At 62.5% G+C, this 19,410-nt stretch carries 29 protein-coding genes and 1 tRNA gene; 3 read left to right on the top strand and 27 right to left on the bottom strand.

All coding sequences use genetic code 11. The annotated features are described in order from the left end of the window. Positions 1-24: 24 nt before the first annotated feature. A tRNA-Lys gene (locus tag XaplCFBP3123_RS04090) sits at positions 25-100 on the top strand. A 72-nt stretch (positions 101-172) separates the two neighbouring features. Continuing rightward, positions 173-790: a hypothetical protein gene (locus XaplCFBP3123_RS04085; protein WP_104532880.1), complete on the top strand. Its 618-nt coding sequence runs from the start codon at positions 173-175 to the stop codon at positions 788-790. Between the two features lie 17 nt (positions 791-807). Here the strand turns inward: XaplCFBP3123_RS04085 and XaplCFBP3123_RS04080 are convergent, their stop codons facing one another. The 16 genes from XaplCFBP3123_RS04080 to XaplCFBP3123_RS04010 all read right to left on the bottom strand — a co-directional run bounded on the left by XaplCFBP3123_RS04080 (position 808) and on the right by XaplCFBP3123_RS04010 (position 8,687). Continuing rightward, complete coding sequence (locus tag XaplCFBP3123_RS04080; protein ID WP_172453072.1) at positions 808-1,989, bottom strand: site-specific integrase; 1,182 nt, start codon at positions 1,987-1,989, stop codon at positions 808-810. Beyond that, positions 1,989-2,210 carry a hypothetical protein gene (locus XaplCFBP3123_RS04075; RefSeq protein ID WP_074056798.1) on the bottom strand — a complete coding sequence of 74 codons (222 nt, stop codon included), beginning with the start codon at positions 2,208-2,210 and terminating at the stop codon, positions 1,989-1,991. The genes XaplCFBP3123_RS04080 and XaplCFBP3123_RS04075 overlap by 1 nt, the downstream gene beginning before the upstream one ends. Further along, positions 2,207-2,413 (bottom strand): DUF7696 family protein, encoded by a 207-nt coding sequence (locus tag XaplCFBP3123_RS04070; RefSeq protein ID WP_104532879.1) that lies wholly within the window; start codon positions 2,411-2,413, stop codon positions 2,207-2,209. Before XaplCFBP3123_RS04070 ends, XaplCFBP3123_RS04075 begins: the two co-directional genes overlap by 4 nt. After that, a complete protein-coding gene (locus XaplCFBP3123_RS21455) occupies positions 2,410-2,682 on the bottom strand; it encodes a hypothetical protein (RefSeq protein ID WP_104532878.1) in 273 nt (90 codons plus the stop codon). The genes XaplCFBP3123_RS04070 and XaplCFBP3123_RS21455 overlap by 4 nt, the downstream gene beginning before the upstream one ends. Next, positions 2,679-2,924, bottom strand: coding sequence for a hypothetical protein (locus tag XaplCFBP3123_RS21450; protein ID WP_104532877.1), 246 nt, complete (start codon positions 2,922-2,924; stop codon positions 2,679-2,681). Before XaplCFBP3123_RS21450 ends, XaplCFBP3123_RS21455 begins: the two co-directional genes overlap by 4 nt. Then, a complete protein-coding gene (locus tag XaplCFBP3123_RS04055; protein ID WP_104532876.1) occupies positions 2,921-3,196 on the bottom strand; it encodes a hypothetical protein in 276 nt (91 codons plus the stop codon). The genes XaplCFBP3123_RS21450 and XaplCFBP3123_RS04055 overlap by 4 nt, the downstream gene beginning before the upstream one ends. Continuing rightward, complete coding sequence (locus XaplCFBP3123_RS21445; protein ID WP_164517441.1) at positions 3,189-3,365, bottom strand: hypothetical protein; 177 nt, start codon at positions 3,363-3,365, stop codon at positions 3,189-3,191. Before XaplCFBP3123_RS21445 ends, XaplCFBP3123_RS04055 begins: the two co-directional genes overlap by 8 nt. Then, complete coding sequence (locus tag XaplCFBP3123_RS04050) at positions 3,358-3,768, bottom strand: hypothetical protein (protein ID WP_104532875.1); 411 nt, start codon at positions 3,766-3,768, stop codon at positions 3,358-3,360. The genes XaplCFBP3123_RS21445 and XaplCFBP3123_RS04050 overlap by 8 nt, the downstream gene beginning before the upstream one ends. Before the next feature lie 78 nt (positions 3,769-3,846). Beyond that, the gene (locus XaplCFBP3123_RS04045) at positions 3,847-4,110 is read right to left on the bottom strand and encodes a hypothetical protein (protein ID WP_104532874.1); all 264 of its coding nucleotides are present in this window, start codon (positions 4,108-4,110) and stop codon (positions 3,847-3,849) included. Next, a complete protein-coding gene (locus XaplCFBP3123_RS04040; RefSeq protein WP_164923345.1) occupies positions 4,107-4,385 on the bottom strand; it encodes a hypothetical protein in 279 nt (92 codons plus the stop codon). Before XaplCFBP3123_RS04040 ends, XaplCFBP3123_RS04045 begins: the two co-directional genes overlap by 4 nt. Continuing rightward, the gene (locus XaplCFBP3123_RS04035) at positions 4,382-4,600 is read right to left on the bottom strand and encodes a hypothetical protein (RefSeq protein ID WP_104533278.1); all 219 of its coding nucleotides are present in this window, start codon (positions 4,598-4,600) and stop codon (positions 4,382-4,384) included. The genes XaplCFBP3123_RS04040 and XaplCFBP3123_RS04035 overlap by 4 nt, the downstream gene beginning before the upstream one ends. 320 nt (positions 4,601-4,920) lie before the next feature. Next, a complete protein-coding gene (locus XaplCFBP3123_RS04030; protein ID WP_172453071.1) occupies positions 4,921-7,617 on the bottom strand; it encodes a toprim domain-containing protein in 2,697 nt (898 codons plus the stop codon). A 9-nt stretch (positions 7,618-7,626) separates the two neighbouring features. Next, the gene (locus XaplCFBP3123_RS04025) at positions 7,627-7,839 is read right to left on the bottom strand and encodes a hypothetical protein (RefSeq protein WP_104532873.1); all 213 of its coding nucleotides are present in this window, start codon (positions 7,837-7,839) and stop codon (positions 7,627-7,629) included. After that, positions 7,836-8,114, bottom strand: coding sequence for a hypothetical protein (locus XaplCFBP3123_RS04020; RefSeq protein ID WP_104532872.1), 279 nt, complete (start codon positions 8,112-8,114; stop codon positions 7,836-7,838). The genes XaplCFBP3123_RS04025 and XaplCFBP3123_RS04020 overlap by 4 nt, the downstream gene beginning before the upstream one ends. A gap of 10 nt (positions 8,115-8,124) precedes the next feature. Next, positions 8,125-8,445: an ogr/Delta-like zinc finger family protein gene (locus tag XaplCFBP3123_RS04015; protein WP_104532871.1), complete on the bottom strand. Its 321-nt coding sequence runs from the start codon at positions 8,443-8,445 to the stop codon at positions 8,125-8,127. Positions 8,446-8,447: 2 nt separating this feature from the next. Beyond that, complete coding sequence (locus tag XaplCFBP3123_RS04010; RefSeq protein WP_228426897.1) at positions 8,448-8,687, bottom strand: DNA-binding protein; 240 nt, start codon at positions 8,685-8,687, stop codon at positions 8,448-8,450. A gap of 88 nt (positions 8,688-8,775) precedes the next feature. Here XaplCFBP3123_RS04010 and XaplCFBP3123_RS04005 point away from each other — a divergent pair, with 88 nt between their 5' ends. Continuing rightward, positions 8,776-9,213 carry a helix-turn-helix domain-containing protein gene (locus tag XaplCFBP3123_RS04005; RefSeq protein WP_104532869.1) on the top strand — a complete coding sequence of 146 codons (438 nt, stop codon included), beginning with the start codon at positions 8,776-8,778 and terminating at the stop codon, positions 9,211-9,213. A 369-nt stretch (positions 9,214-9,582) separates the two neighbouring features. Here the strand turns inward: XaplCFBP3123_RS04005 and XaplCFBP3123_RS04000 are convergent, their stop codons facing one another. The 11 genes from XaplCFBP3123_RS04000 to XaplCFBP3123_RS03950 form a co-directional block, all read right to left on the bottom strand. Beyond that, positions 9,583-10,368, bottom strand: coding sequence for a hypothetical protein (locus XaplCFBP3123_RS04000; RefSeq protein WP_253254131.1), 786 nt, complete (start codon positions 10,366-10,368; stop codon positions 9,583-9,585). Positions 10,369-11,264: 896 nt separating this feature from the next. Further along, positions 11,265-12,248, bottom strand: coding sequence for a phage late control D family protein (locus XaplCFBP3123_RS03995; RefSeq protein WP_104532867.1), 984 nt, complete (start codon positions 12,246-12,248; stop codon positions 11,265-11,267). After that, complete coding sequence (locus XaplCFBP3123_RS03990; RefSeq protein ID WP_104532866.1) at positions 12,245-12,646, bottom strand: phage tail protein; 402 nt, start codon at positions 12,644-12,646, stop codon at positions 12,245-12,247. Before XaplCFBP3123_RS03990 ends, XaplCFBP3123_RS03995 begins: the two co-directional genes overlap by 4 nt. Before the next feature lie 12 nt (positions 12,647-12,658). Beyond that, positions 12,659-15,967, bottom strand: coding sequence for a phage tail tape measure protein (locus XaplCFBP3123_RS03985; protein WP_104532865.1), 3,309 nt, complete (start codon positions 15,965-15,967; stop codon positions 12,659-12,661). Between the two features lie 29 nt (positions 15,968-15,996). Next, positions 15,997-16,110 carry a GpE family phage tail protein gene (locus tag XaplCFBP3123_RS03980; RefSeq protein ID WP_005922203.1) on the bottom strand — a complete coding sequence of 38 codons (114 nt, stop codon included), beginning with the start codon at positions 16,108-16,110 and terminating at the stop codon, positions 15,997-15,999. 8 nt (positions 16,111-16,118) lie between these two features. Beyond that, complete coding sequence (locus XaplCFBP3123_RS03975; protein WP_011038109.1) at positions 16,119-16,421, bottom strand: phage tail assembly protein; 303 nt, start codon at positions 16,419-16,421, stop codon at positions 16,119-16,121. 45 nt (positions 16,422-16,466) lie between these two features. Further along, on the bottom strand, positions 16,467-16,976 hold the full coding sequence (locus XaplCFBP3123_RS03970; RefSeq protein ID WP_006450505.1) for a phage major tail tube protein: 510 nt from the start codon (positions 16,974-16,976) through the stop codon (positions 16,467-16,469). 30 nt (positions 16,977-17,006) lie between these two features. Further along, complete coding sequence (locus XaplCFBP3123_RS03965) at positions 17,007-18,173, bottom strand: phage tail sheath protein (RefSeq protein ID WP_104532864.1); 1,167 nt, start codon at positions 18,171-18,173, stop codon at positions 17,007-17,009. An 11-nt stretch (positions 18,174-18,184) separates the two neighbouring features. Beyond that, a complete protein-coding gene (locus XaplCFBP3123_RS03960) occupies positions 18,185-18,544 on the bottom strand; it encodes a GPW/gp25 family protein (protein WP_039816912.1) in 360 nt (119 codons plus the stop codon). Continuing rightward, positions 18,541-19,104, bottom strand: coding sequence for a phage baseplate assembly protein V (locus XaplCFBP3123_RS03955; protein ID WP_039816910.1), 564 nt, complete (start codon positions 19,102-19,104; stop codon positions 18,541-18,543). Before XaplCFBP3123_RS03955 ends, XaplCFBP3123_RS03960 begins: the two co-directional genes overlap by 4 nt. Before the next feature lie 78 nt (positions 19,105-19,182). Beyond that, on the bottom strand, positions 19,183-19,410 hold the full coding sequence (locus tag XaplCFBP3123_RS03950; protein ID WP_039816908.1) for a hypothetical protein: 228 nt from the start codon (positions 19,408-19,410) through the stop codon (positions 19,183-19,185).

Below are 19,410 nucleotides of genomic sequence, written 5' to 3'. Positions count from 1 at the left end.
ACATACAATGTGCGACCAGTTTCAGGGCCGTTAGCTCAGTTGGTAGAGCAGTTGACTCTTAATCAATAGGTCCAAGGTTCGAATCCTTGACGGCCCACCAATTAAAACAGCCACTTAGCGCAAGCCAAGTGGCTGTTTTTCTATGTGTCGGGAAAATTGCCGGGAAAATTACGTGCCGATCATTGTGCAGGTGCCGAAAAGTGGCTTCGAGTGGACGGCTTTGTCAGTGGCCTTCGCCGTCTTCGTGTTCCTCTGGAATCTTGCTGTCCAAAGGCGCTCGAAGCGCGCAGCCGGTCGAGTGCTTGCGGCAGTCATAGAGCTTGAGCTTCAACACATCATTCGGCTGGCGTCGGACCTGCGCGATTACTTGACGGACAAGACCTATGCCTCAAATGGCTCGGTCGAAGGTCCCCGTGGCGACGCATTCTTGGAGAGGAGGCGTGATGCGCTCGACCTGCCAATGATGCGCAGAGATGCCTCACAGCTTTCGCAACTTCCCCACCAGTTAACGCAAGCGCTCGCGGATTGTTTGGGCCATATGATTAGCCTCAAGTCAGCCATCGATTTGATGGTGCTCCCAGATGGAGCACTGGGCTTCACTCCGAGCGATCGACCATCTCCCGCCTCGGCTGCAAAGCAGATGCTCAAGGCGTGTGCCGACCTCAGTGGTTCAGCGCGCCTGGCAAGCGAGTGGGCAACAGCGGTTCGTACCGGCGAGGCCGGAACCATACGTGATCACCTTGAGCGGCTTGAACAGTGGTGGTGGGAGAATCGCCCTAGTTGGCTCTAGTGCGATTACCCGCCGGGTTACCTGCGTTTCGGTGGCTGAACTACTGGCACGTCGTGTGCGTACCTATTGGTCATCTGCTGTGTCGCGTGGCCGGCGGCCTCTTGCTTGTCAGCACGGGTGCCTGCTGTGTCCGTGATGCCGCGATGTTTCAATCCATGCAAGCTAAATCGCTGTTCGGCTGTGATGATGCCATCCTTGATGGCCAGCGCGATCATCCGCTGCCAAGCACTGTCGAGCGCCGACTTGCTTAGGGGCGTACCCGACTGATTCACCAAGAGCCGGCGCCGCTCAGGTTTCATGAGCACGGGCCGTCCATGAGCATTCATCGCCCTTTGGCGATAGGCGGCTAGCCAGGCCCATGCTTGGCGTAGGTCGTCATTCCAGGCTGTGACCGTGTCACGCGAGCCTTTGCGGCGACTGCTGCGTATGCCTTCTGTCTCGGCGTGCGCATCTGTCAAGTCGGTGACCTCGATGCCGCGCAAGCGCACGTTGTAGGCGAGCAACATCACGGCGTGGAGGTAAGGCGGAACGCTGCCACGAGTGTGCGCCTTGAGGGTGCCGCGTTCGAGCGCGAAGGTCAGCACAGTGGCAAATACATCGGATTCGGGCATGTTGTGCTCGCCACGCTCCTTTGCCTGGCGGACACCCTTGGCAGGGTTGTGCTCGCATAAGCCCATGCGGATGCCCCAGCCGAAGGTGCGGCGCAGGTAGCGCAAGACATGGTTGGCTTTGCTGGGGCGTGGTTCGATTGCCGGCTGCAGTTTCGTTGCTGGCCGACCTCCCGCAAGCGTCTCGACCAAGCGCTGCATCGCGGGCACGTTAATGCGCGCGATCTGCATCTTGCCGAGCAGGGATCCATCCTTGAGCAGGTAGGTAGTTGCTGTCTCCGCGCACCATCGGTAATCCCGCTGAGTGTCCTTCGACAGCTCGGCAAATTCCGTGGACTCGTCGAAGCGCTCAGTGAGGTAAGCCAATGTGCCCCGGACCTCATTGCCGGCGGCGGCTTCAGCAATGCTGTGGAGCTCAGAGAGTCGGATCTCAGCATGGGCGACCGTCCGCTTTCGCGGACGGCCTCCTTCGGGGTGAGCCTCTAGGAGATACCAGCGGTTGTCCTCCCAATAGATCGCCTTGGGAAGCGCCGCCTGGTCAATGTGCGCCGGAATAGCCGGGTTGAACTTCCGTTTTCTACCGCGTCCCATCAGATCAGCTCCATGGCATTTTCTTGGTTGGCCGCAGGCTCAGCGATCCCGAGCGCGGCGTTCACTGCATCGATCGTCGTCCAGATCCGGCCTTTGCGGTCGTAGCGATAGCGGATGCCTTCGCGGTCTGCCCAGCGGCAGACGACCGTAAGGCGCGGTGCCGGGCCTTCCGGCGAACAGATCCGCTGCAGGTCGGCAAAGTGAAGTATTCGCCCGCTCATAGCACTTGCTCCTGCTGCCACTTACGGCAGGCCTTCCATTGCTGCCGCATCTCGTCGCGCAGATCCTGTGCCGCCTTGACGCTGCGCTTGGCGGCGATCATCTGCTGCAGGAGGCTCACCGACCTGGTGTCGGTGTAACCCTGCTGCAGCCAGTGGCGCGCCTCGCACTGACACCGGTGTGCTTCCGTTTCCTCATCGCTCATTGGTTGGTGCCTCCGCGCAGGCGTAGGCCCAGCTGCACCACGTTGCTGTCGGTCGGCGCCGCTTGACGTGGCACGCGGATGCGGTGCATCCGCTTCCACTCGGCCAGTGCCTGGTCAAAAGCGGCGTGCTTCTTCGTTCGGCCGCACCGACACTCGATGACGTGCCCGCCGCCGGCCTGCAGGCGACGACCGTCAACGATGTGTCGGCCCGCATGACCGGCCCTGCAAGCGGGCAGCGGCTCAGGGTGCGAGATCTCGCGCTGTGTCATGCGGGGTTTTCCTCCGCTACCCCCGCGCCGTTTCCGATCGCTCGCTCTGCCTGCCGTAGATGCGCAATGGTGTCTTCATCGATCCGATCGAGCGCCTGCGCGATGGTGTAATCCATGTCCGCGAGCCAGTCGTGCCGGTTGAGCACCAGGGCAGCGGTCAACGCTTCCCCGGTGGACAGCGGGCCGGGGCCGTTGTAGCGCTGCGCAGCGCGGGATACAGCAATGATGCGATCAAGGTTCATCGCGGCGCCCTCCAGCCGGCACCGACCCGCTCACGCGCCTCGACAATGGCCACCGTCTGGATACGCATGCGCTGGGCAGTGCGCTCGGCCAGTGCATGGTCGTTGGTGAGCATGAGCACGTCATTCTGGCTCAGCTGCCAGTCCTCGCCTTTGCGTTGCAGTCGCTCATCCAACTCGAGCACGCGCTTGAGTCCATAGGCCTGGCAGATCGCCTCGGCGTTGAGCGTCTTGCCGCTGGCCATCGGCCCATAAACCACGATTGACTCAGCCATGGGCCACCACCCGGCGCACGGCCATAGCCCGACGACGACGCAAGCGTTGCGGAATCTGTCCCACTGCCAGCCCGATATGTGCGGTACGCGTCGGGCGCGAGATCCACAGGCGGTAGAGCAGTGCGCCGCCGATCGTCGGCGCAATCATGATCAGGACCAGATTAAGCATGCGCCACCTCCCGCGCGGCAGCAGCGATCGCCGCCTCGGCAGCGGCGGTCGGGCGGCGCGGCAGCATGTTGGCCAGGTCGAAAGGAAAATCCAGATCGTCCATAAATTCGGCCAGCGCATTGCTGATCCGGTCGGCCTCGCTGGTGAACAGGCGTGGGCCGCTGATCAGCTTCCATCCTTTGCCAGGGCCTCGGCGGCGCTCCCAGCGCTGGGCGGCACTGCTGTGCTGCCCCATGGTCAAAGCGGCCACCACCACGACTGCGTCGTGGGTGATGTAGAGCGTGGCGATCGCGCTGCAGTCCTTGCCTGCGGCTAAGTCGAAGGCGGCTTCGACGGGCGTGGTAGCCTCCTGGCCGGGTCCGGCACTGGAAATCTGCGAGCGTGTGACAGCGTGCTGTTGCATGTGGCTCTCCTCGAGCTTCGTTGATGGAAGGTCCAGGGGCGGTGTTGACGCACCGCCCGCCGGACCCGCTGGAACAGGTCAGATCAAATCGGCGCCGGTTGGCGGCTTGGTGGGTTCGCGCAGGTGCCCGGCGTTGCAGGCGATGTCGAGCAACTCTTCGCGCATGAAATCGGCAACAGCGGCAATGCCGTCGTGACTGATCCCTGCGCGTGTGGCGATGTCGTGATTGAGGGTGGCGAGCAAGCTGGCTGCTTGCTGCACGCGCCACAGGCGGTCGTGTTCTTCTTCGCTGATCGTATAGTCGGCGTCTTCTGGATAAGCGGTTGCACGCACGCTGTTCATCGTGCGGCTCCATTCGCGCGCGCCTGTTTCTGCAGCCAGGTGAGCACGTCGACGGCAAGATCCACACGCATGCAGACATGCAGCCGGCCTAGCACGACGCTATGCGCATCGCCCCCCAACAACACGTCATCAAAGCCCGTTGCTTCGCAAGCGATCAGCACAGGCGCCACATCGTGTTGCGCGTCGGAATGCAGCATTGCCAGCACATAGCCTTGCATCATCTCGAAGCTGAGGATGACGCCTGGGCAGACGCGAAATTGCTTGTTGGCACTCATCGCTGCGCCTCCGCAAACGCGGTATCAACGGCAGCAATCGCGGCTTCAACGTCGGCAAGCGTGAGGGCTTGGATAGCCTTGCCAGTGCCTTCGAGGCGAGCCATCAGGCTCAGCCACGCGGCATGGTTCCATTCAAGGGTGTTGGCGATCAGGCCGAAATAGTGTGCGACCTGGCGCGCCGCAGACGCGGGCGCTTCTTGGGTGTCGTAGGACATGCTGGACTCCTGAGTAGATTGGAGTCCGCCAACCTGCTGCCAAGCAGGGTGGCGGACGGCACGGGTTGGCAGACCGGACTCAGGAGCCGGCAGGGCCGAAGCCCTCCACGTACCGCCCGCCATAAAGATGGCAAGCACGTGCCCGGCGCGATGCAGGGCAACAAAAAAGCGCCTTGCATCGGTCGATGGGCGCTGGTGCGCCTGAGTAATCGGGCTGCCAAGCCCGGTCGCCGATTGTGCGGCGACGGAGTAATGGTTGCTCCGCTCCTGGGCGGATGTCAACGAAAATTTCCCAAAATTTCCAACATGAGGAAGCGCGCTCATTTGGCGAACACCCAGCACTTCACGGTGGTGCCGACGCCGGTCAGATCGTCCTTGAGAACGGCGCTGTTGACGGCCACGTTCGCGCCGATGAACTTATGCCGGCGCGAGTCACCGAGCAGCGCACGCAGCACCTTCAGATCGGGCACGGCCTGACTGAACTGCGAAGCACGCGCAGCGAAGTGATTGAGGTTGATCGCAATCCTCTGCGCGTCGCGGCTGTGGTTGACCACAGCTTTTCCGTGGCCGGTCGCCTCGAGGTATTCGTAGACTTCCCAGAATTCGTTGACCATCGCGTGGTCCGCGCTGATCGCCTTCTGTCGTTCCAGGGCCATGTCCAACAGAGCTAGCCGCGTCTGCTCGACCATCTCGTCAGGAATAGTGACGACTAGGCGCAGGCAGTCGAACAGCGCCAGCATCTGCGCGTGGTTCTTGATGACACGCTCCAGGCGCAGATCCTGCTGCGCGCGCAGCTTGGCTTCGAATACCTTCACGCGCTCGGCGAACAGATCGAGGATGGCGCGCTCCTGGCGAACGGCACGCACGAGGAAGTGGCTGACTTCTTCGACCTGCAGCGTGTTGAGATTGTCGGCCGCGATGCGGCTTTCGGTGGTGACTTGAGGGCGCTTGAAATGCAGTTTGACGATACGCGTCAGGATTGCTTCGCTGGCGTCCACGGCTGCGTTCTGGGTAATTACGATCGTGCCGCGAAAGGGCGGCTCATAGGTCTCGTTGCCGCCATTGCGCACGCCGCGCGTTGCCAGGGTGCCGCCGCCGAAAAAGTCCTTCAGTTCATCCCACTCGAATGTCTTTGAATGCGCCTTGTCTGGCTCGCTGCGATCGGCTTCCAGCAGGACGACGGGCATGCCGGACACCTGGCCCATGGCGCGCGCACGGCCGGCCTTGGACGACTTGGCCGGGTCGAAGCCCTCGTAGTCCGAGCGGCCCAGCAGCTTCCACAGGAACGTCAGCAGCGTGGTCTTGCCGGCGCCGGCTTCACCGGTGGCCTCAAGGAACGGAAAGCTCTTGTGCCCGGCGCGGATCTGCTCGGCGAACAACGAGCCAAACCAGAACGTCATGGCGACCATGCCGTGCGTGCCGAAGCACTGCCACAGCCATGGCAGCCAATCCACGCGGAACGCCTCGGCGTCGCGCTGGATCTCCAATCGGATGGACTTCTGCGTGGTCTTCAAACGCAGCTTGTCGAACTCGAAGTAGTCCTCCTCGTTGGCCGTCACCAGCTCGCCGTCGCGCACGGCCATATCGCCGAGCAGGTAGGCGCGGTGTTCCCTGCTGTAGCCCACGAAATCGATGGCGTCGACCGTCTTGATCGCCTCGGTCTGCTCTTCGATCAGACGGTCCAGCTGGTGGCCGGTGCCGGTGAACATGGCGCCGGCCGCCAGGGAGATCAGGCGCTTCTTGAACTCGGACGCGCTGGAGACATGACCACCGGTAAAGGTGCCCTTTACGCTGGGACCGTCGTGCGGAAAATCGACGCGGAAGTAGTACCAGCTCTCATCCGTTACCTCTTGGCGCTGGAAATACAGCGCCTCCGGGTAGCAGTTGGCGATCTTCTGGACGGAGCACGCGGCGCGCTTGATCTTCTTCAGATCCTCGGCCGCAACCTCGTCGCCGTCGTCGGCATCGATGTCACCCAGCTTCTCCTTGCGCAGCTTGTCGAAGCGCTGCGTGTCGAAATCGAACCAGTACAGGCGTGAGCGGTACTCCAGCCAGAAGTCGTTGCGGCCGTCGTGCTCGAACATGAGCAGGCCTTTGTCCACCGCCGAGCGGGCCACAAGCAGGTCGCCCTGGTAGCGGGCTTCCTTGACGTCGTTGTCCCACTGCTTGGGATCATCGGACGCAATAGCGCGCAGATGTAGGTCGTTCCAGTCGGTCTTCTTGCTATCGCGCTGGACGATCTGTGCTGCCCGCGAGTCGAAGCCCAACGCTGCTGCACGCTTGATGTGCTTGTGCGTGTACGCACGGGCGCCTGGCTCGTTGTCCAGTGCCCACACAAGCGTCGGAAGATCGGCCATGCGTGCCTTGCACAGCTCGCGCAGCGATTCCTCTGGGAATGCGTTGGAAGACATGGCCGATACCGCGCACACGCCGTGCTGCAGGAGCGCGATCGCATCGAAGATGCCCTCAACGATCCACACCTCACGTGCCGTCTGCATGGCTGTCAGCGCGGCAGGCGCCGCCCACCACACACCCGCATAGCTCTGGCCTGGAGCAAAGCGCGCCTTCTGTTTGCCGAAGCGGTGCGGGCGATCGATCAGGCGCTCCCACCAGCCGCCCTTGACCAGCGCAAAGCGCACGGTTGCGGTGCCGGCGGTGATCTTGCGATCGTAGTAGCTGTCCTGGGTGTAGAGACCTTTCAGCGGCGCCAGGTCGAAACCACGCGAGAACTGCAGGTAAGCATCGGCTGCAGCATTGGGAGCCGCAGGCGTTGGCTGAAAGCGCTTGGACCAGTCGTCGAACAGGTCGTCATACAGATCCTTGACGTGCAGTTCCCGCCCGCACTTGGATTGACGGCCGCACTTCACCACCCATGGCTTGAGATGGTTGGTGTAGAGCTCTTTTTTGCCGCACGACGGGCACTTGCCGCCGCGCATGTACTCGGTACCACTCCGGTGCTTGAGTCCGTAATCCCGTTCTAGTCGGGACAGCACCTGTTGCCGCAGATCCTCTTGCATCGAACTTCCTTAGACGCCGAGCCGGCGCTGAGGCGCGAGCGAAGCTGTAGCGTTGTCGATCACGACATAAGTGCCGCCGGCACGACGGTGCGCGTCAACGGCGGCTGCGAGCAGGCGTGCCTCTTCGTGCTTGGCGTGCGGCGCGATGCGCTGCGGCACATTGCTTGCCGCATCAACGAATCGCGGCTCCTGTGCGGTGAACCAGCTGTTGGCGTGCATCACGAGCCGACCTCAGTGTTTGCGTGTTGGAGATGGAACAAGACGGCGGTGGCATCGGTCAGCACGACAAGGCGCTCATTGGCGCTGTCAGACGTTGCAAGTCCTTCGCGCATGAGGGTGGCCACCACCACCGCACCGAAGCGCTGCGCGGTCTGCGCAGGCGCAGTGCGGCCGATGTAACCGTGCTCAGTTTTCAACAGGCCGCCATGAACTAGCGCGACTTCCAGGCAAAGCTTCGCCGTGGGCGGCAATGCCGCCCAATCAAGGGTCTTTCGCATTAGGGGTGCCTCAGAGGTGAGGGAAGAGCGGCTCGCCGCCTGCGGGAATCAGATCCAACTGGCGATCGCCCAGCGATTCACGGTAGGCCTGCAGGGCTTGGGCGCGCTCATACGCAGGTGTCGGTGGAAGCTCGCTGTGTGAGGTGGGCACGCCGCTGGGGCTGGCAATACCTGTTAACTCCGAATGGCCCGTGTAAGTAGCACCACACATCGGGTTCTCGCACACATAGGAGTCATGCCGAAGGAACTTATGCGCGAGGAAACTGGTTCGTTTGATGAGCCTTGCGCTGCACGCCTCGCAGCGAAAAACGATTTTTTTCCGACCGAACATGCTCACCCCCTTGAGCTTTTGGCGGTTGGGATTTGTGTGGCACTATTGGGTGGTGCCTTGAGACCCAAAGCGATTGCCGCCTTGTGGGACTCGCCATATTTGCCTTGAGAACGGCCACGGAGCAGGTCATGCACGACCGACCGATCCACGCCGTTCTGCCTGGCGAATGCCGAGACCGTGATGCCATTTGCTTCAAGCCACTGTCGCGCCTGTTCCGGGCTGCGGGGCGTGAACTGCTGCATTTGACTCTGACGGGGCATGTGGCGGTTCCGTTTACTTTTGGGAATTTTGTGGACTTAACTCAACATTGTCAAGTAAGGAAATGCCTGAATGACCGTAGGGAAACGCCTGAAGGATGAGCGCAAGCGGCTTGGCCTGACGCAGGACGAGATGGCTGTGCAACTCGGCCTCACGCGCTATGCGCAGTTGAACTTCGAGAAAGACATCAATCTGCCGGGTGGAGCGTACCTACTGGCCGCTTTAGACCGTGGCGTCGATGTTTTGTATGTGCTGTCTGGACATCGCGCGCAGTTGGATCCCGCTGATAGGTTCCTGCTGTCTGCCTTCAAAGATGCATCACCAGCTGCCCGCAACGCTGTGCTTGCTGCATTGGGCTTGGTAAGCGATGCCTCGTCTTCCAAGGCTAGTGCTGGCCCGGTCCTGTCGTTCAACAACAACGAAATCGGCTCGGTGGTTTCTACCACCGCATCGATCGATCAAAGCAACATGCAGATCGTTGTTGGTGGACGCAAAAAAAAGAGCAAGTGATCAGCATCGCGATTGGACAGCTGCTCGTGGGAAATTTGCCGTTATCGGCTATACCAGCCTGAACTGTAGAGTTCGCTTGTGATCAACAACAAAAAAAGCCGCCAGTCTATGACCGGCGGCTTTCCCAGGTGTCGGCGCATAGCTCCTTGCGATCCATTCGCTGCCATCCTGGCAGCGCGAGTTGACCTGACAACCGAAATCAGAATGCCTAATCGCCCGCGTGCCAGCTGTAAGAAATCTCCGCTTGTGTGTGTAGGCGGTGCGCCCGATAAGCGATGAAAGGCAGCTGTCAAAATTAGTTATAGATTTGGTGCTTGGGGATGGCGCCCTGCCTGCATCAATGAGTTACTACGATGCCATCCTCAATGCCTATCTGCAGCAGTTTTCATAGATCGCCTCAGCCTGCTCATGTGCTGCGCGCATCTGGTCTCGTGAAAGGGTGCTGGAGTAGTTATCCACGATTTTATCGAGGTAGACATTCGATCCAGTTTTTTGAGCTGCCATGTAGTATGCGAATGACTTCACAGGGTCTTTTGGCGCCATGATTCCACGCTGACTGTCGCCCGCAATCGCGAGAAGAGCGTCAACACTACCTTGCTGTGCGGCTCCTTCAAGGAATCGTGCAGCATCCTTCTTGTATTGAACTAATTTCTCGGGATCCTTTAGGTAATCCTGCCTTGATCCGATGATGGAAGAGGTGTCTCTGGCGTACATCAACTGCGCCTCCAGAGAACCTTGTTCGGCTGCCTTCTTTAGCCACTCACCGTTCAGAAGCTCTGGGCGATTTGCCAAATTAGCGCAATCATCTAGGCTTGACTCTGCGCTCTTCAGATAGCCTTCGCCGGTCGCCGACGCCTGGTGCGCAAGAGCACTTCTGCTAGCAGACCCACTCAAAGTGTTCTTGCACTCGAGTGCAGCGAGATATATTGAGTAGGTGGCAACAGCATCACCTGATTCTGAACGTTGAAGAAGAGAGTCGATGTACTTCGCAACATCTCCAGGAGGCCGCTTCTTATTCCTTACAATGCTGAAAGCCTTTGGGCCTTGTCGTTTGACAACATCGCTATCTATTTTTCTGTCCGCTATCAGAGTTGCCACTGGTGCTGAAACTCTAGGCTGTGCCCTCTGTTTCGCCCCCTCTGTGTTGTCGTCCACCGTCGACCCTGGTGAACGGGTGGGACTGTAAAAGACGTAGGTGAATACGCCTGCGATAACCAATAACGCGGCAGCAGAAAAAAAGTACTTATTTTTTTTAGATCTATTCAATTAAAAAACTCCGCCGCAGCACTATGGTGTTCATGCCACCTCTCAGACACGACCTTAAATGGATTCAAGCGCACAGGCAACGCCATGCGCTTGACCCTAACTTAGTTTTCTTGGGTGGGTGGGCCAACGATGACCACGCCGCCGCCGCCAATACCGCCGCCGCCGCCGCCGCCGCCGCCGCTGCCGCTGCCGCCGCCACCAGTGCCAGGTTCAGGCGGGTACGTTGTGATCGGTGTGGCGGTTCCCCCCATAACATTTCCGCTGTCAGTGCCTGTGTAAGTCACACATGCGCCCCCGTTGCAGATTGTGATTGTGTGTCCGGGTTGGAGATCGTATGTGTATCGAAAGAACCCAGGTCTCGACATCTCAGACCGCCAAGTGTCAATGAACACCTGAGTAATGGGATCGGGCATTGGAGTGCCCAACAAACATGTATCGCAGTTGAAAGGTCCCCAGATCTCATTCACCGCTTCCTGTGCGTAGGCATAGCCTCCAATTGCCAAGAGCAAGCCAGTACCAAGAGCAAGGCGTTGCTTCTGTTTTGTGGATAGCTTGGGTGAGAGATTAAATCCATTCATGTGCATACTTCCTTCTGTAGTGAATTGGTGCAGCTATGCGAAGTCGGCATCGCCATTTCTGGGCAGCGTTTAGATTTGCCACTCAATCGATTCGGTCCATTGACTTCAGTAGCGAGGTTAGCTCGACTCGGGCTAAAAGTTTGTAGGGGAAATCTGACATGTTCTGGTGGCGCCTGATTGCAGTGGCGTGCAGCGCATGAATTGAAGTCAACTTGAGCTATCCAGGTCGATTTGTGTAGCGAAGCCAGTGGCCTTGATCGTATGAATTGCCTTGGATATGAGCCATTTCATGCCTGAAATTTCAGATTTAAACCCATTGACCGTGACTTCTTGTTCGGGTGACAAATCGGCGCGGCCTGTAGCAAGCACGTACTCAAATTTAGACACACCGCGTTTGATCCGCTCCAACTCAGCGTGCGCATGCTGGCGTGCTGTTGCCTCATCGGCATAGGACTCGCGAAGGCGCTTGGCGTTGTCGTCTGTGCCCACCAGCACCGACTGCCGCCGCGCCTTGCCCTTGTCCACCCAGTAAGCACGCACGCCGGTGTAGGCATCGCGGTCGGCCACGGAGTAGCGGTGTTGGTCGCCATCGCGCCGCGTCAGGGTGACAGTCGGCAGCGGTTTGCCGGTCGCCGTGGTGCCAGCGCCGATCGGCGCAAAGACCAGCGCACCTACCTTCACCGTTGCCACCGCATCGAAGCGCTGTCCCAAGCGGGTGAGCAGATTCATGTCGCTCTCGTTGGCCTGGTCGAGATGGGGCAGTTTGATGCGCGCCAGCGCGTCGGCCACACGAGGCGTCAGTCCATGTTCTCCAGCCAGCGTTTTGAGGACAGCGCCCAGCGTGGTGTTGTGCCAGCTTCGCTCGCGCCGCGTGCGCATGTCTGCAGTCAGATCCGCACTACGCGCACGCACGGTGATGATGTCGGGCGCACCGCTGTACTCCACCTCGTCCACGATGAAGGTGCCTTTGTCGACCAAGCCAGTGGCTTTCCACCCCAACGCTACGGCTAGGCGCACGCCGCGTTTGGGCAGCGCCATCTTGCCGTCATGGTCGTGGATGCGTAGGTCCAGTTGGTCGGCTTCGCCGCCACGGCATTCGGTAAGCGTGAGATCGAGCAGGCGCGGTGCGATGCGCTCGGTGAGGTCGGTGCCATCGAGCACGACGCGCCACTGCGGAATCGGGTAGCTCATGCGGCGGTCGCCTCAGGCGCAACGTCGTCTGCACGGCGCAGGCTCAGCTGAAATTCAATCCGTCGCGGTGTGCCGTCTTGGAAGAACAGCGAGGCCGTCTCATTGACCGACAGCAGCACATATGGCCCGTAGACCATGCCCGTCCCATCCACCAGCGGCAACGGCTCGCCGGCTGCAGCAAGCGTGCGCAATGTGTCCAGCGAGGTTCGCGTGCCCGTCAGGTCCGGCGCGATCAGCCCCGACAGCTCGATGGTCTCATCGCCTGGGCCCAGGAACTGGCTGGCCGCTCGAGCACCGACGCGCTCGCTGGTGGGGTGGCGCCAACTCATCTGCCGCTGCAGCTGCAGATATGCGGCGCTATCGAGGGCAAACACAAACGTGCCGTAGGACATCATCATCGGGGGTGATCCTCAGTCGTCGCGCAGGCTGGAGCGGCGGGTAGCCGCCGTGCGCCGGTCGCGCTCTTCAAGTTGGCGGGCGACTTCGCGCGCCAGTGCGGTCGCATCCATGCCCGGTGCGGCATGGACGTGGATGACGTAGCTGTTGCCGCCTGCAGGCGCGCTGGCCGCGCGCGTAGGGGCCGACAGCGGCGCCCGGCTGTCGATCGCCGCCACCGGCGCTGTGGCCGTTGCCAGGGCCAAGCCGGCGCCCACGGCACGCATCCGGTTGCCAAGCGCCATGACGGCCTGCACAGGCGCGCCCTGGCCGCGCTGCAGGCCCACGGTGAGGCCCTGCATGGTGAAGTCGCCTAACTGGGCGAACACGCGCGAGGGGCTGTGGATGCCCAGCAGGCCCTTGAAGCGATCGACCACGCCAGTGCCGACGCTGGCGATCGCATTGCTGGCGGCGCCGAGTTTGGAGCGGATGCCCTGGACAAGGCCGCTGATCATGTCGGCGCCGGCCTGCAGCATCCGGGCCGGCCAATTGGCCAGCTGCAGGTTGATGCCGGCCCACAGCTGCAGCAGCCCCTGGCGGATGCGATCGCCGTTGCCGGTGAACACGCCCACGATCAGCGACCACGTGCCCTGGACCGTTTGCCACACGCCGCCGAGGATCTGCTTGATCACCGGCAGGACGAACGCGAACGGCTTGATCAATCCGCTGATCATGTCGGCGCCGGCCTGCAGCATCTTGGCCGGCCAGTTGGCCAACTGCATGTTGATGCCCGCCCATAGCTGCAGCAGCCCTTGGCGAATGCGATCGCCGTTGCCGGTGAACACGCCCACAATCAGCGCCCAGGCGCCCTGGACCGTTTGCCATACGCCGCCGAGGATTTGCTTGATCACCGGCAGGACGAACGCGAACGGCTGGAGCAAGCCGCTGATCATGTCCGCACCGGCCTGCAGCATCCGCGCCGGCCAGTTGGCCAGCTGCTGGTTGATGCCGGCCCACAGCTGCAGCAGCCCCTGGCGGATGCGATCGCCGTTGCCGGTGAACACGCCCACGATCAGCGACCACGTGCCCTGGACGGTTTGCCACACGCCGCTGAGGATCTGCTTGATCACCGGCAGCACGAACACAAACGCCTGCACCAGCCAGCCGATCGCCTTGACGGCCAGCTGCAGCTGGGTGACCAGTACCGCGCCAATGATCTGTCCGAACCCGCGACCGGCCTGCGTTGCACCGTGCAACTGTGCGGTGGTGGCCTCAAACGGCGTCAGTAGCTGCTTGATCCACGCCCAGGCCTGGCCCATCGCAGTGGCCACGGTGTCCCACACCGGCGCCAGTGGCGCGAGCGCGGTCTTCAGCTCGGCGAGGACCGGCGCGGCGACATCGACGATGCCTTGCCAGACGCCGATGGCGAAGGCCTTGATCGGCCCCCAGTACTTCCAAACTAGCAGCGCCACCGCAGCGACGGCCGCACCGATCGCCAGCACCGGCAGGCTGACGCCGCCGAGCAGCGGCAGCAGCAGACGCGCACCATTGGCGAGCATCGGCAGCACGCGGCCGCCGAACGCCAGCCCTTGCCGCAGCAGCGCACCAAAGCCGCCACCGCCCGACAGCAGCGCCACAGCGCCGTGGATCTGCGAAAACGCCATCGCGGCCACGCCGCCGGCCACCAGCGGACCGCCCAGGATCGTGACCAGCGCGGCGCCGGCGATCGCCGTCTTGGCGATCGCGCCCACCAGCACCGGATTGGCGCGGATCCACGTCGTGACCTGGCCGACCACCGCAGCCGTGCGCTCGGTCAGTTGCTTGAACTGCGGGAGCAGGGTCTGGCCGATCGATTGCGACACCACCACAGCGGTGTTCTTCAGCAGCTGCAGCGAGTTGGCCGAGGTGGCCACCCGCGATGCGTACTCGGCCGACATCGAGCCGCCATAGCGCTGTGCGTCGGCCACCTTGGCGAAGTTGCCCTGCAGCAGCTCCAGATTGGTTAGCAGCGGTGCGATCGCACCAATCGACTCGCGCCCGAACAGCTGCGTCATCGTCGCGGCCTGCTCGGCCTTGGGCAGTGCGCGCAGCTTCTGCAGCACCGACATGATCGCCCCGCCTGCGTCCTTCTGCATGACCTGGGCCATGGTCTTGGCCTTGATGCCGAGTTTGTCGAAGGCCTCGCGCTGGCTCTTGGTGGCCGATTCGCCCGATGCCAGGGTGAGTAGCATGTTCTTGATGCCGGTGGCCGAGACTTCCGACTCGATGCCCATGCCGGCGACGGTGGCGCCCAGCGCGGCCAGCGGCCCGCTCTGCAGGCCGGCCACTTCGCCCAGGGCACCAATGCGGTTCACCACCGCGCTGATCTTGTTGACGCTGGCCGGGCCGGTGTTGCCGAGGTAGTTGATCTTGTCAGCCAGCACGACCACTTCGGCTTGGCCCATGCGGAAGGCGGTGCGCCAGGTCGCCATGGTCTGGCCGGCGTCCTCGGCGCTGCTGTCGAAGGCTACGCCCATCTTCGCCGCGTCCTCGGCGAAGCGGACCAGCTCCTGGCGCGGGATGGCCGCCTGGCCGGCGGCCGCGACGATCTTGGCGATGTCGGCCGGTAGCATCGGCAACCGCATCGAGAGGTTCTCGACATCGCGGCCCATCTGCGCGAACTGCTGCGGCGTCTTGAAGTCCACGACCTTGCGCACGTCGGCCATCGCCGACTCGAACTCCATCGCATCGCTGATCGGCAGCGCGGTGGCACCCAGTGCGCGCTGGCCGGCGAACGCCATGCCGGCGCCGTAGGCGCTCGCCTGCAGGCCGGCGTTCTGGATGCGGGCGCTGCGACGCTGTGCGGCATCGATCGCCGCCAGGCGCTGCTGCTGGGCGCGCATGGCGGTGTTGGTGCTCTCGATCTCGCTGCGTAAACGGCGCTCATGCGTGACCAGTTCGCGGGTGCTGATTCCGGCCGTCTCCAGACGACCACGCAGGCGCTGCAGGCCGGCCTCCTGCGCGCCGTGCGCGGTCTTGAGTTCACGTGCGGTGCGCACGGCACGCTCGAACTCGGCATTCATGGCAGCGGTGGGCGTGCCGGTGGCCTTGATCTGTTGGGCAAGCGTGCGCACCGATTGGCGCTGCGCATCGAGCGCGGCCTTGGCACGCTGTGCCAACACCACCTGTTCGCGATATGCACCGATGTCGCGGTGCTGGCTGTTGAGCTGACGCAGCGCGTCGCGCTGATTGCGCAGCGCGGTGGCAACGCCGCGGCTACCGCTCAGCACGCGCCGGAACGGGCCGGTGGCGCGGTCGACGGCGGCCAGGATGACCTGCAGGCGCAGATTGTCGGAGGCCGCCATTTAGGCGGCCTCGTTCGTTGGGTGGGGCATCATTCGGCTCCGCTTCGTAGGCGGGCACGCTCGCGCCACGCCGTGAGTTCGTGCAGCGACCAGCCGTCCATTTCAGACGGTGGCCAGTGGAAGATGGCCGCGATGTCGGCCATCGCATCCTCTACGCAGTCGGGAAATCCGCTTCCCTCTGCGCCTTCGGCAAGAAAAAAACCTGCACCTCCTGGCCGACCGCCAGCAGGTCGGCAGGATCCATCGCATTGACGTCGGCGGTGGTTAGCGTGGGCGAGGAAATGCGCGGCAGCAGTGTTGCCAGGGCGGTGACATCCAGCTGCAGCACGTCGGTCAGCTTGAGGCCGCGCAGTTCGCCGGCGCCGGGCTTGCGCACCTTGAGGTCGGTGATGGTCTGCTCGCCGCGCGTGATGGGCTGGTCGAGGGGAATGGCTGGGGAAAAGGTCGGGGTCATCGGAAGGTCTCAGGGCTGAGGCCTGGCGGCGCCAGGCCGGAAGGGTCAGGCGCCGATGGCGCGGCGATGCGGGGCGAGCAGATCCACGCCGTTGACGATCTCGATCATGTTCATCAGATCGATCTCGATCACGGTGGAGCCGTTGATCATCAGCTTGTAATAGCTGGCGGAGGTCTTGACGGAGAACTCGGTGTCGTCGCCGGACTTACCGGTACCGGGATCAATCTCTTTGTGACGGCCGCGCACCACAAATTCGACGGCATCCACCGCGCCGCTGTCGTCGCGCTGGTAGGCGCCGGCAAAGCGCAGCTGCACGGCGTTGTGCGTGGTGGCGCCGTACTGATTCAGCACGCTGCGCATCATGCCGCCGCACTTCCATTCGAGCTCGATCTTCTCCTGGCCGAAGTCGATGTCGACCGGGCCATTCATACCGCCGCCGCGATACTCCTCCATCTTGCGGGACAGCGTGGGCAGCTTCACCTCGACCACCTGGCCGAGATAGCTCTCACCGTTGTTGAACAGGTTGAGCGCTTTGAGTTTCTTGGGCAAAGCCATGCGTTTCTCCGGGAATCTAAGGCGGGTGCGTTACGCGTTGACGCGTTCGGCGAAGTCGGCCAGGTAGCTGGTGGTGATCTTCTGGTACAGCTGCAGGTTCTCCAGCGGCGGTACTGGCGTGTAGTCGTAGTCGATGCGCAGCGCGCCATCGGCGAGCGTGGTGGCGCTGTTGACGGTGCTGTCGAACCAGGCGGTGGCATCGATCAGGTAGCCGGACGCTTTCAGGTCGCGGAACTTGGCGTTGATGTCTTCGACGATGTCTTTGACCAGCGAGGGATGCATCGGCTTGTCGACGTAGAACGCCACGCCCTCGGCGATGGTGTCGGCCAGGACCTGTGCGGTGCGCGTGGCTGTCTCGAAGGCGAACATGTTGTCCTCGGCGCACGTGCGCGATCCCCAGAAGCGTTGCCCGTTGAAGTTGACCAACGTGGTGATGTCGCCCTCGTTGAGCACACCCGCATCGGTAGCCGGATCCTGCAGATCCCAGTGCACGTCCTTGGAAATGCCGGTGACGCCCGCCACAGGCACATTGGACAGGCTCTTGTGCCAGCCCTGCTCGGTGTCAATCTTGGCGCGCAGGCCGAGCGCACGTGCAGTGGCATACGCCGCTGTCGTGGTGCTGGTGGCGGTGTCGAAAGCCAGGAAGTCCGGCCAGATCAGCATCAACTCGCGATCGCCGAACTGCCCACGGTAGGTGATCGCCTCGGCCACGGTATCGGCGACCGGCCGCACATAGGCCATGGCGCGCAGCTTCTTGGCGATGGTCGCCAGTGCCTTGGCCACCGGCAGTGTGTCCAGACCCGGCGCGCCCAGGATGCGCGGGCGCACGCCCAGCTGTGCTTGCGCCGCGAGCAGCGCATACAGGCCGGTGTACCCGCTGGACTTGGCCTCGCCAATGACGTTGGACGAGGTCTTGTCCGCGTCTTCGCCATCGGCCACACGCACCACGACGGTCACCGGGTTGGTCTGGTCGGCGATGCCCTGCAGGGTGTCACGCAAGGTGCCTTTGGTGCCGGCACTGGCGATGGCACCGAGCACATTAGTGACCAGCACGGCCTTGTTGAGCGGAAAGATTTTCTCATCCGCATCGGAGGCCGTGGCGACCAGGCCGACAATGGCGGTGGAGACGGTGCGGATGACGCGCGCACCTGCGCTGACTTCGATGACGCGAACGCCGTGGTGGTAGGCAGTAGACATAGGTTCCTCAATCAGGACGAGCGGAAGCGGAGCGGGATGGTCATGCGCGAGCGCGCATTGGCGGGAGCGACGTCGGTGCGTTCGCCATCGACTGTCAGCACGAAGCTGCCAGGCACATCGCCGATGACCAGGTCGACGCGGGTCAGGCGCAATCGCGGCTCCCAGCGCATCAATGCGGTGGCCGTGGCCCCGTAGAGCAACGTGCGGGTGGCGCCGTTGAATGGTTGGTCGATCAGTTCGGGCAGCAGCGAGCCAAAATCGCGGCGCTGCTCGCGCGTGCCGATGGGCGTGGTGAGGATGCAGGCGATCGATTGGGCCAGGTGCTGCTCGCCCTCGATCACACGGCCGGTGGTGGCATCAACGCCGATCACTGCGGGCCACCGCTGAGTGCGCTGCCTGCCGTCACGCCGGTGGTCTTGTGGTTCTTGAGGCTGATCCCGCCGCCGATGACATCAGTGGTCGCCTTCGCGGTACCGTTGATGGTCGCATCACCATTGAGCATCGTCTTGCCGTTGACGGTGAGCGGGCCATTGAGCGTGATGCCGCCATCGGCAGTAATGGATGCGGTGCCGCCGCTGGGTAGCGTGGCCTGCAGCGCATGCGCCTCGGTGTCGTAATGGATCTGCGCGCCATCGGGGAAGCGCAGCACGTGGAGCGTGTCGGACGCGGCAGGCGCTGCGAATTGGTCGGAGTACAGGCCCCGTAGCACCACGCCATCGGCCAGGTCGCCAGCCGGCGAGAGCACTACGACTTGCTCGCCGATCGCTGGCGCCGACCAGATGATGGTGGTGCCGGCCAGGGTGACCACCCAAGGCAGGTAGTCGGTCAGCATCTCGCCGACCTGTACGCGGCATCGCGCGGTGGCGAGATTCACCTCGGCGACGGTGCCGAGGCGAATGGCGTTACTCAGTGCGGAGGATGCGTTGCCCATGCAGTCATGGTCGTCGCGCGCGTGCAGGATGACACTGCAGTTGTGCTGTAGCTGCGTGATCTACGCAGCGCAGCGGTGCTACAAATTCGCAGGCGATTCCGGTGCGATGACTTCGCGCTGGGTGAACGTTGCGTCGAAGTAGTAAAGCCCGTCGCCGCGATTGAAGTACATTCCAGGCTCGCACACGGACTTGTCTTGGAGTGCGCGGAACTCGAAACCGTCAATGGTGAAGCCGCTATCGGAAACGATGATGTTGACCACCACGTCGGTCCCGGTTTGGATCATCGCGTAACGTCCAATCGTCAT

Source organism: Xanthomonas arboricola pv. populi, assembly GCF_002939945.1.
Taxonomy (GTDB): domain Bacteria; phylum Pseudomonadota; class Gammaproteobacteria; order Xanthomonadales; family Xanthomonadaceae; genus Xanthomonas; species Xanthomonas arboricola_A.
Note: the sequence above shows the minus strand (reverse complement) of the source record. Positions and strands in the feature narration are given on the sequence as shown.

Excerpts from the sequence above, each read along its gene's own strand:
- XaplCFBP3123_RS04080 (WP_172453072.1), bottom strand. The coding sequence starts at position 1,989 with ATGGGACGCGGTAGAAAACGGAAGTTCAACCCGGCTATTCCGGCGCAC.
- XaplCFBP3123_RS04035 (WP_104533278.1), bottom strand. The coding sequence starts at position 4,600 with ATGTCCTACGACACCCAAGAAGCGCCCGCGTCTGCGGCGCGCCAGGTC.
- XaplCFBP3123_RS04015 (WP_104532871.1), bottom strand. The coding sequence starts at position 8,445 with ATGTTCGGTCGGAAAAAAATCGTTTTTCGCTGCGAGGCGTGCAGCGCA.
- XaplCFBP3123_RS04010 (WP_228426897.1), bottom strand. The coding sequence starts at position 8,687 with ATGCAGCAGTTCACGCCCCGCAGCCCGGAACAGGCGCGACAGTGGCTT.
- XaplCFBP3123_RS03990 (WP_104532866.1), bottom strand. The coding sequence starts at position 12,646 with ATGATGATGTCCTACGGCACGTTTGTGTTTGCCCTCGATAGCGCCGCA.
- XaplCFBP3123_RS04020 (WP_104532872.1), bottom strand. The coding sequence starts at position 8,114 with ATGCGAAAGACCCTTGATTGGGCGGCATTGCCGCCCACGGCGAAGCTT.
- XaplCFBP3123_RS04070 (WP_104532879.1), bottom strand. The coding sequence starts at position 2,413 with ATGAGCGATGAGGAAACGGAAGCACACCGGTGTCAGTGCGAGGCGCGC.
- XaplCFBP3123_RS04040 (WP_164923345.1), bottom strand. The coding sequence starts at position 4,385 with ATGAGTGCCAACAAGCAATTTCGCGTCTGCCCAGGCGTCATCCTCAGC.
- XaplCFBP3123_RS21445 (WP_164517441.1), bottom strand. The coding sequence starts at position 3,365 with ATGCTTAATCTGGTCCTGATCATGATTGCGCCGACGATCGGCGGCGCA.
- XaplCFBP3123_RS03950 (WP_039816908.1), bottom strand. The coding sequence starts at position 19,410 with ATGACGATTGGACGTTACGCGATGATCCAAACCGGGACCGACGTGGTG.
- XaplCFBP3123_RS03965 (WP_104532864.1), bottom strand. The coding sequence starts at position 18,173 with ATGTCTACTGCCTACCACCACGGCGTTCGCGTCATCGAAGTCAGCGCA.
- XaplCFBP3123_RS03980 (WP_005922203.1), bottom strand. The coding sequence starts at position 16,110 with ATGGCCGACATCGCGGCCATCTTCCACTGGCCACCGTCTGAAATGGAC.
- XaplCFBP3123_RS03975 (WP_011038109.1), bottom strand. The coding sequence starts at position 16,421 with ATGACCCCGACCTTTTCCCCAGCCATTCCCCTCGACCAGCCCATCACG.
- XaplCFBP3123_RS04030 (WP_172453071.1), bottom strand. The coding sequence starts at position 7,617 with ATGCAAGAGGATCTGCGGCAACAGGTGCTGTCCCGACTAGAACGGGAT.
- XaplCFBP3123_RS21450 (WP_104532877.1), bottom strand. The coding sequence starts at position 2,924 with ATGAACCTTGATCGCATCATTGCTGTATCCCGCGCTGCGCAGCGCTAC.
- XaplCFBP3123_RS04075 (WP_074056798.1), bottom strand. The coding sequence starts at position 2,210 with ATGAGCGGGCGAATACTTCACTTTGCCGACCTGCAGCGGATCTGTTCG.
- XaplCFBP3123_RS04055 (WP_104532876.1), bottom strand. The coding sequence starts at position 3,196 with ATGGCTGAGTCAATCGTGGTTTATGGGCCGATGGCCAGCGGCAAGACG.
- XaplCFBP3123_RS03970 (WP_006450505.1), bottom strand. The coding sequence starts at position 16,976 with ATGGCTTTGCCCAAGAAACTCAAAGCGCTCAACCTGTTCAACAACGGT.
- XaplCFBP3123_RS04050 (WP_104532875.1), bottom strand. The coding sequence starts at position 3,768 with ATGCAACAGCACGCTGTCACACGCTCGCAGATTTCCAGTGCCGGACCC.
- XaplCFBP3123_RS21455 (WP_104532878.1), bottom strand. The coding sequence starts at position 2,682 with ATGACACAGCGCGAGATCTCGCACCCTGAGCCGCTGCCCGCTTGCAGG.
- XaplCFBP3123_RS03995 (WP_104532867.1), bottom strand. The coding sequence starts at position 12,248 with ATGAGCTACCCGATTCCGCAGTGGCGCGTCGTGCTCGATGGCACCGAC.
- XaplCFBP3123_RS03955 (WP_039816910.1), bottom strand. The coding sequence starts at position 19,104 with ATGGGCAACGCATCCTCCGCACTGAGTAACGCCATTCGCCTCGGCACC.
- XaplCFBP3123_RS04005 (WP_104532869.1), top strand. The coding sequence starts at position 8,776 with ATGACCGTAGGGAAACGCCTGAAGGATGAGCGCAAGCGGCTTGGCCTG.
- XaplCFBP3123_RS04045 (WP_104532874.1), bottom strand. The coding sequence starts at position 4,110 with ATGAACAGCGTGCGTGCAACCGCTTATCCAGAAGACGCCGACTATACG.
- XaplCFBP3123_RS03985 (WP_104532865.1), bottom strand. The coding sequence starts at position 15,967 with ATGGCGGCCTCCGACAATCTGCGCCTGCAGGTCATCCTGGCCGCCGTC.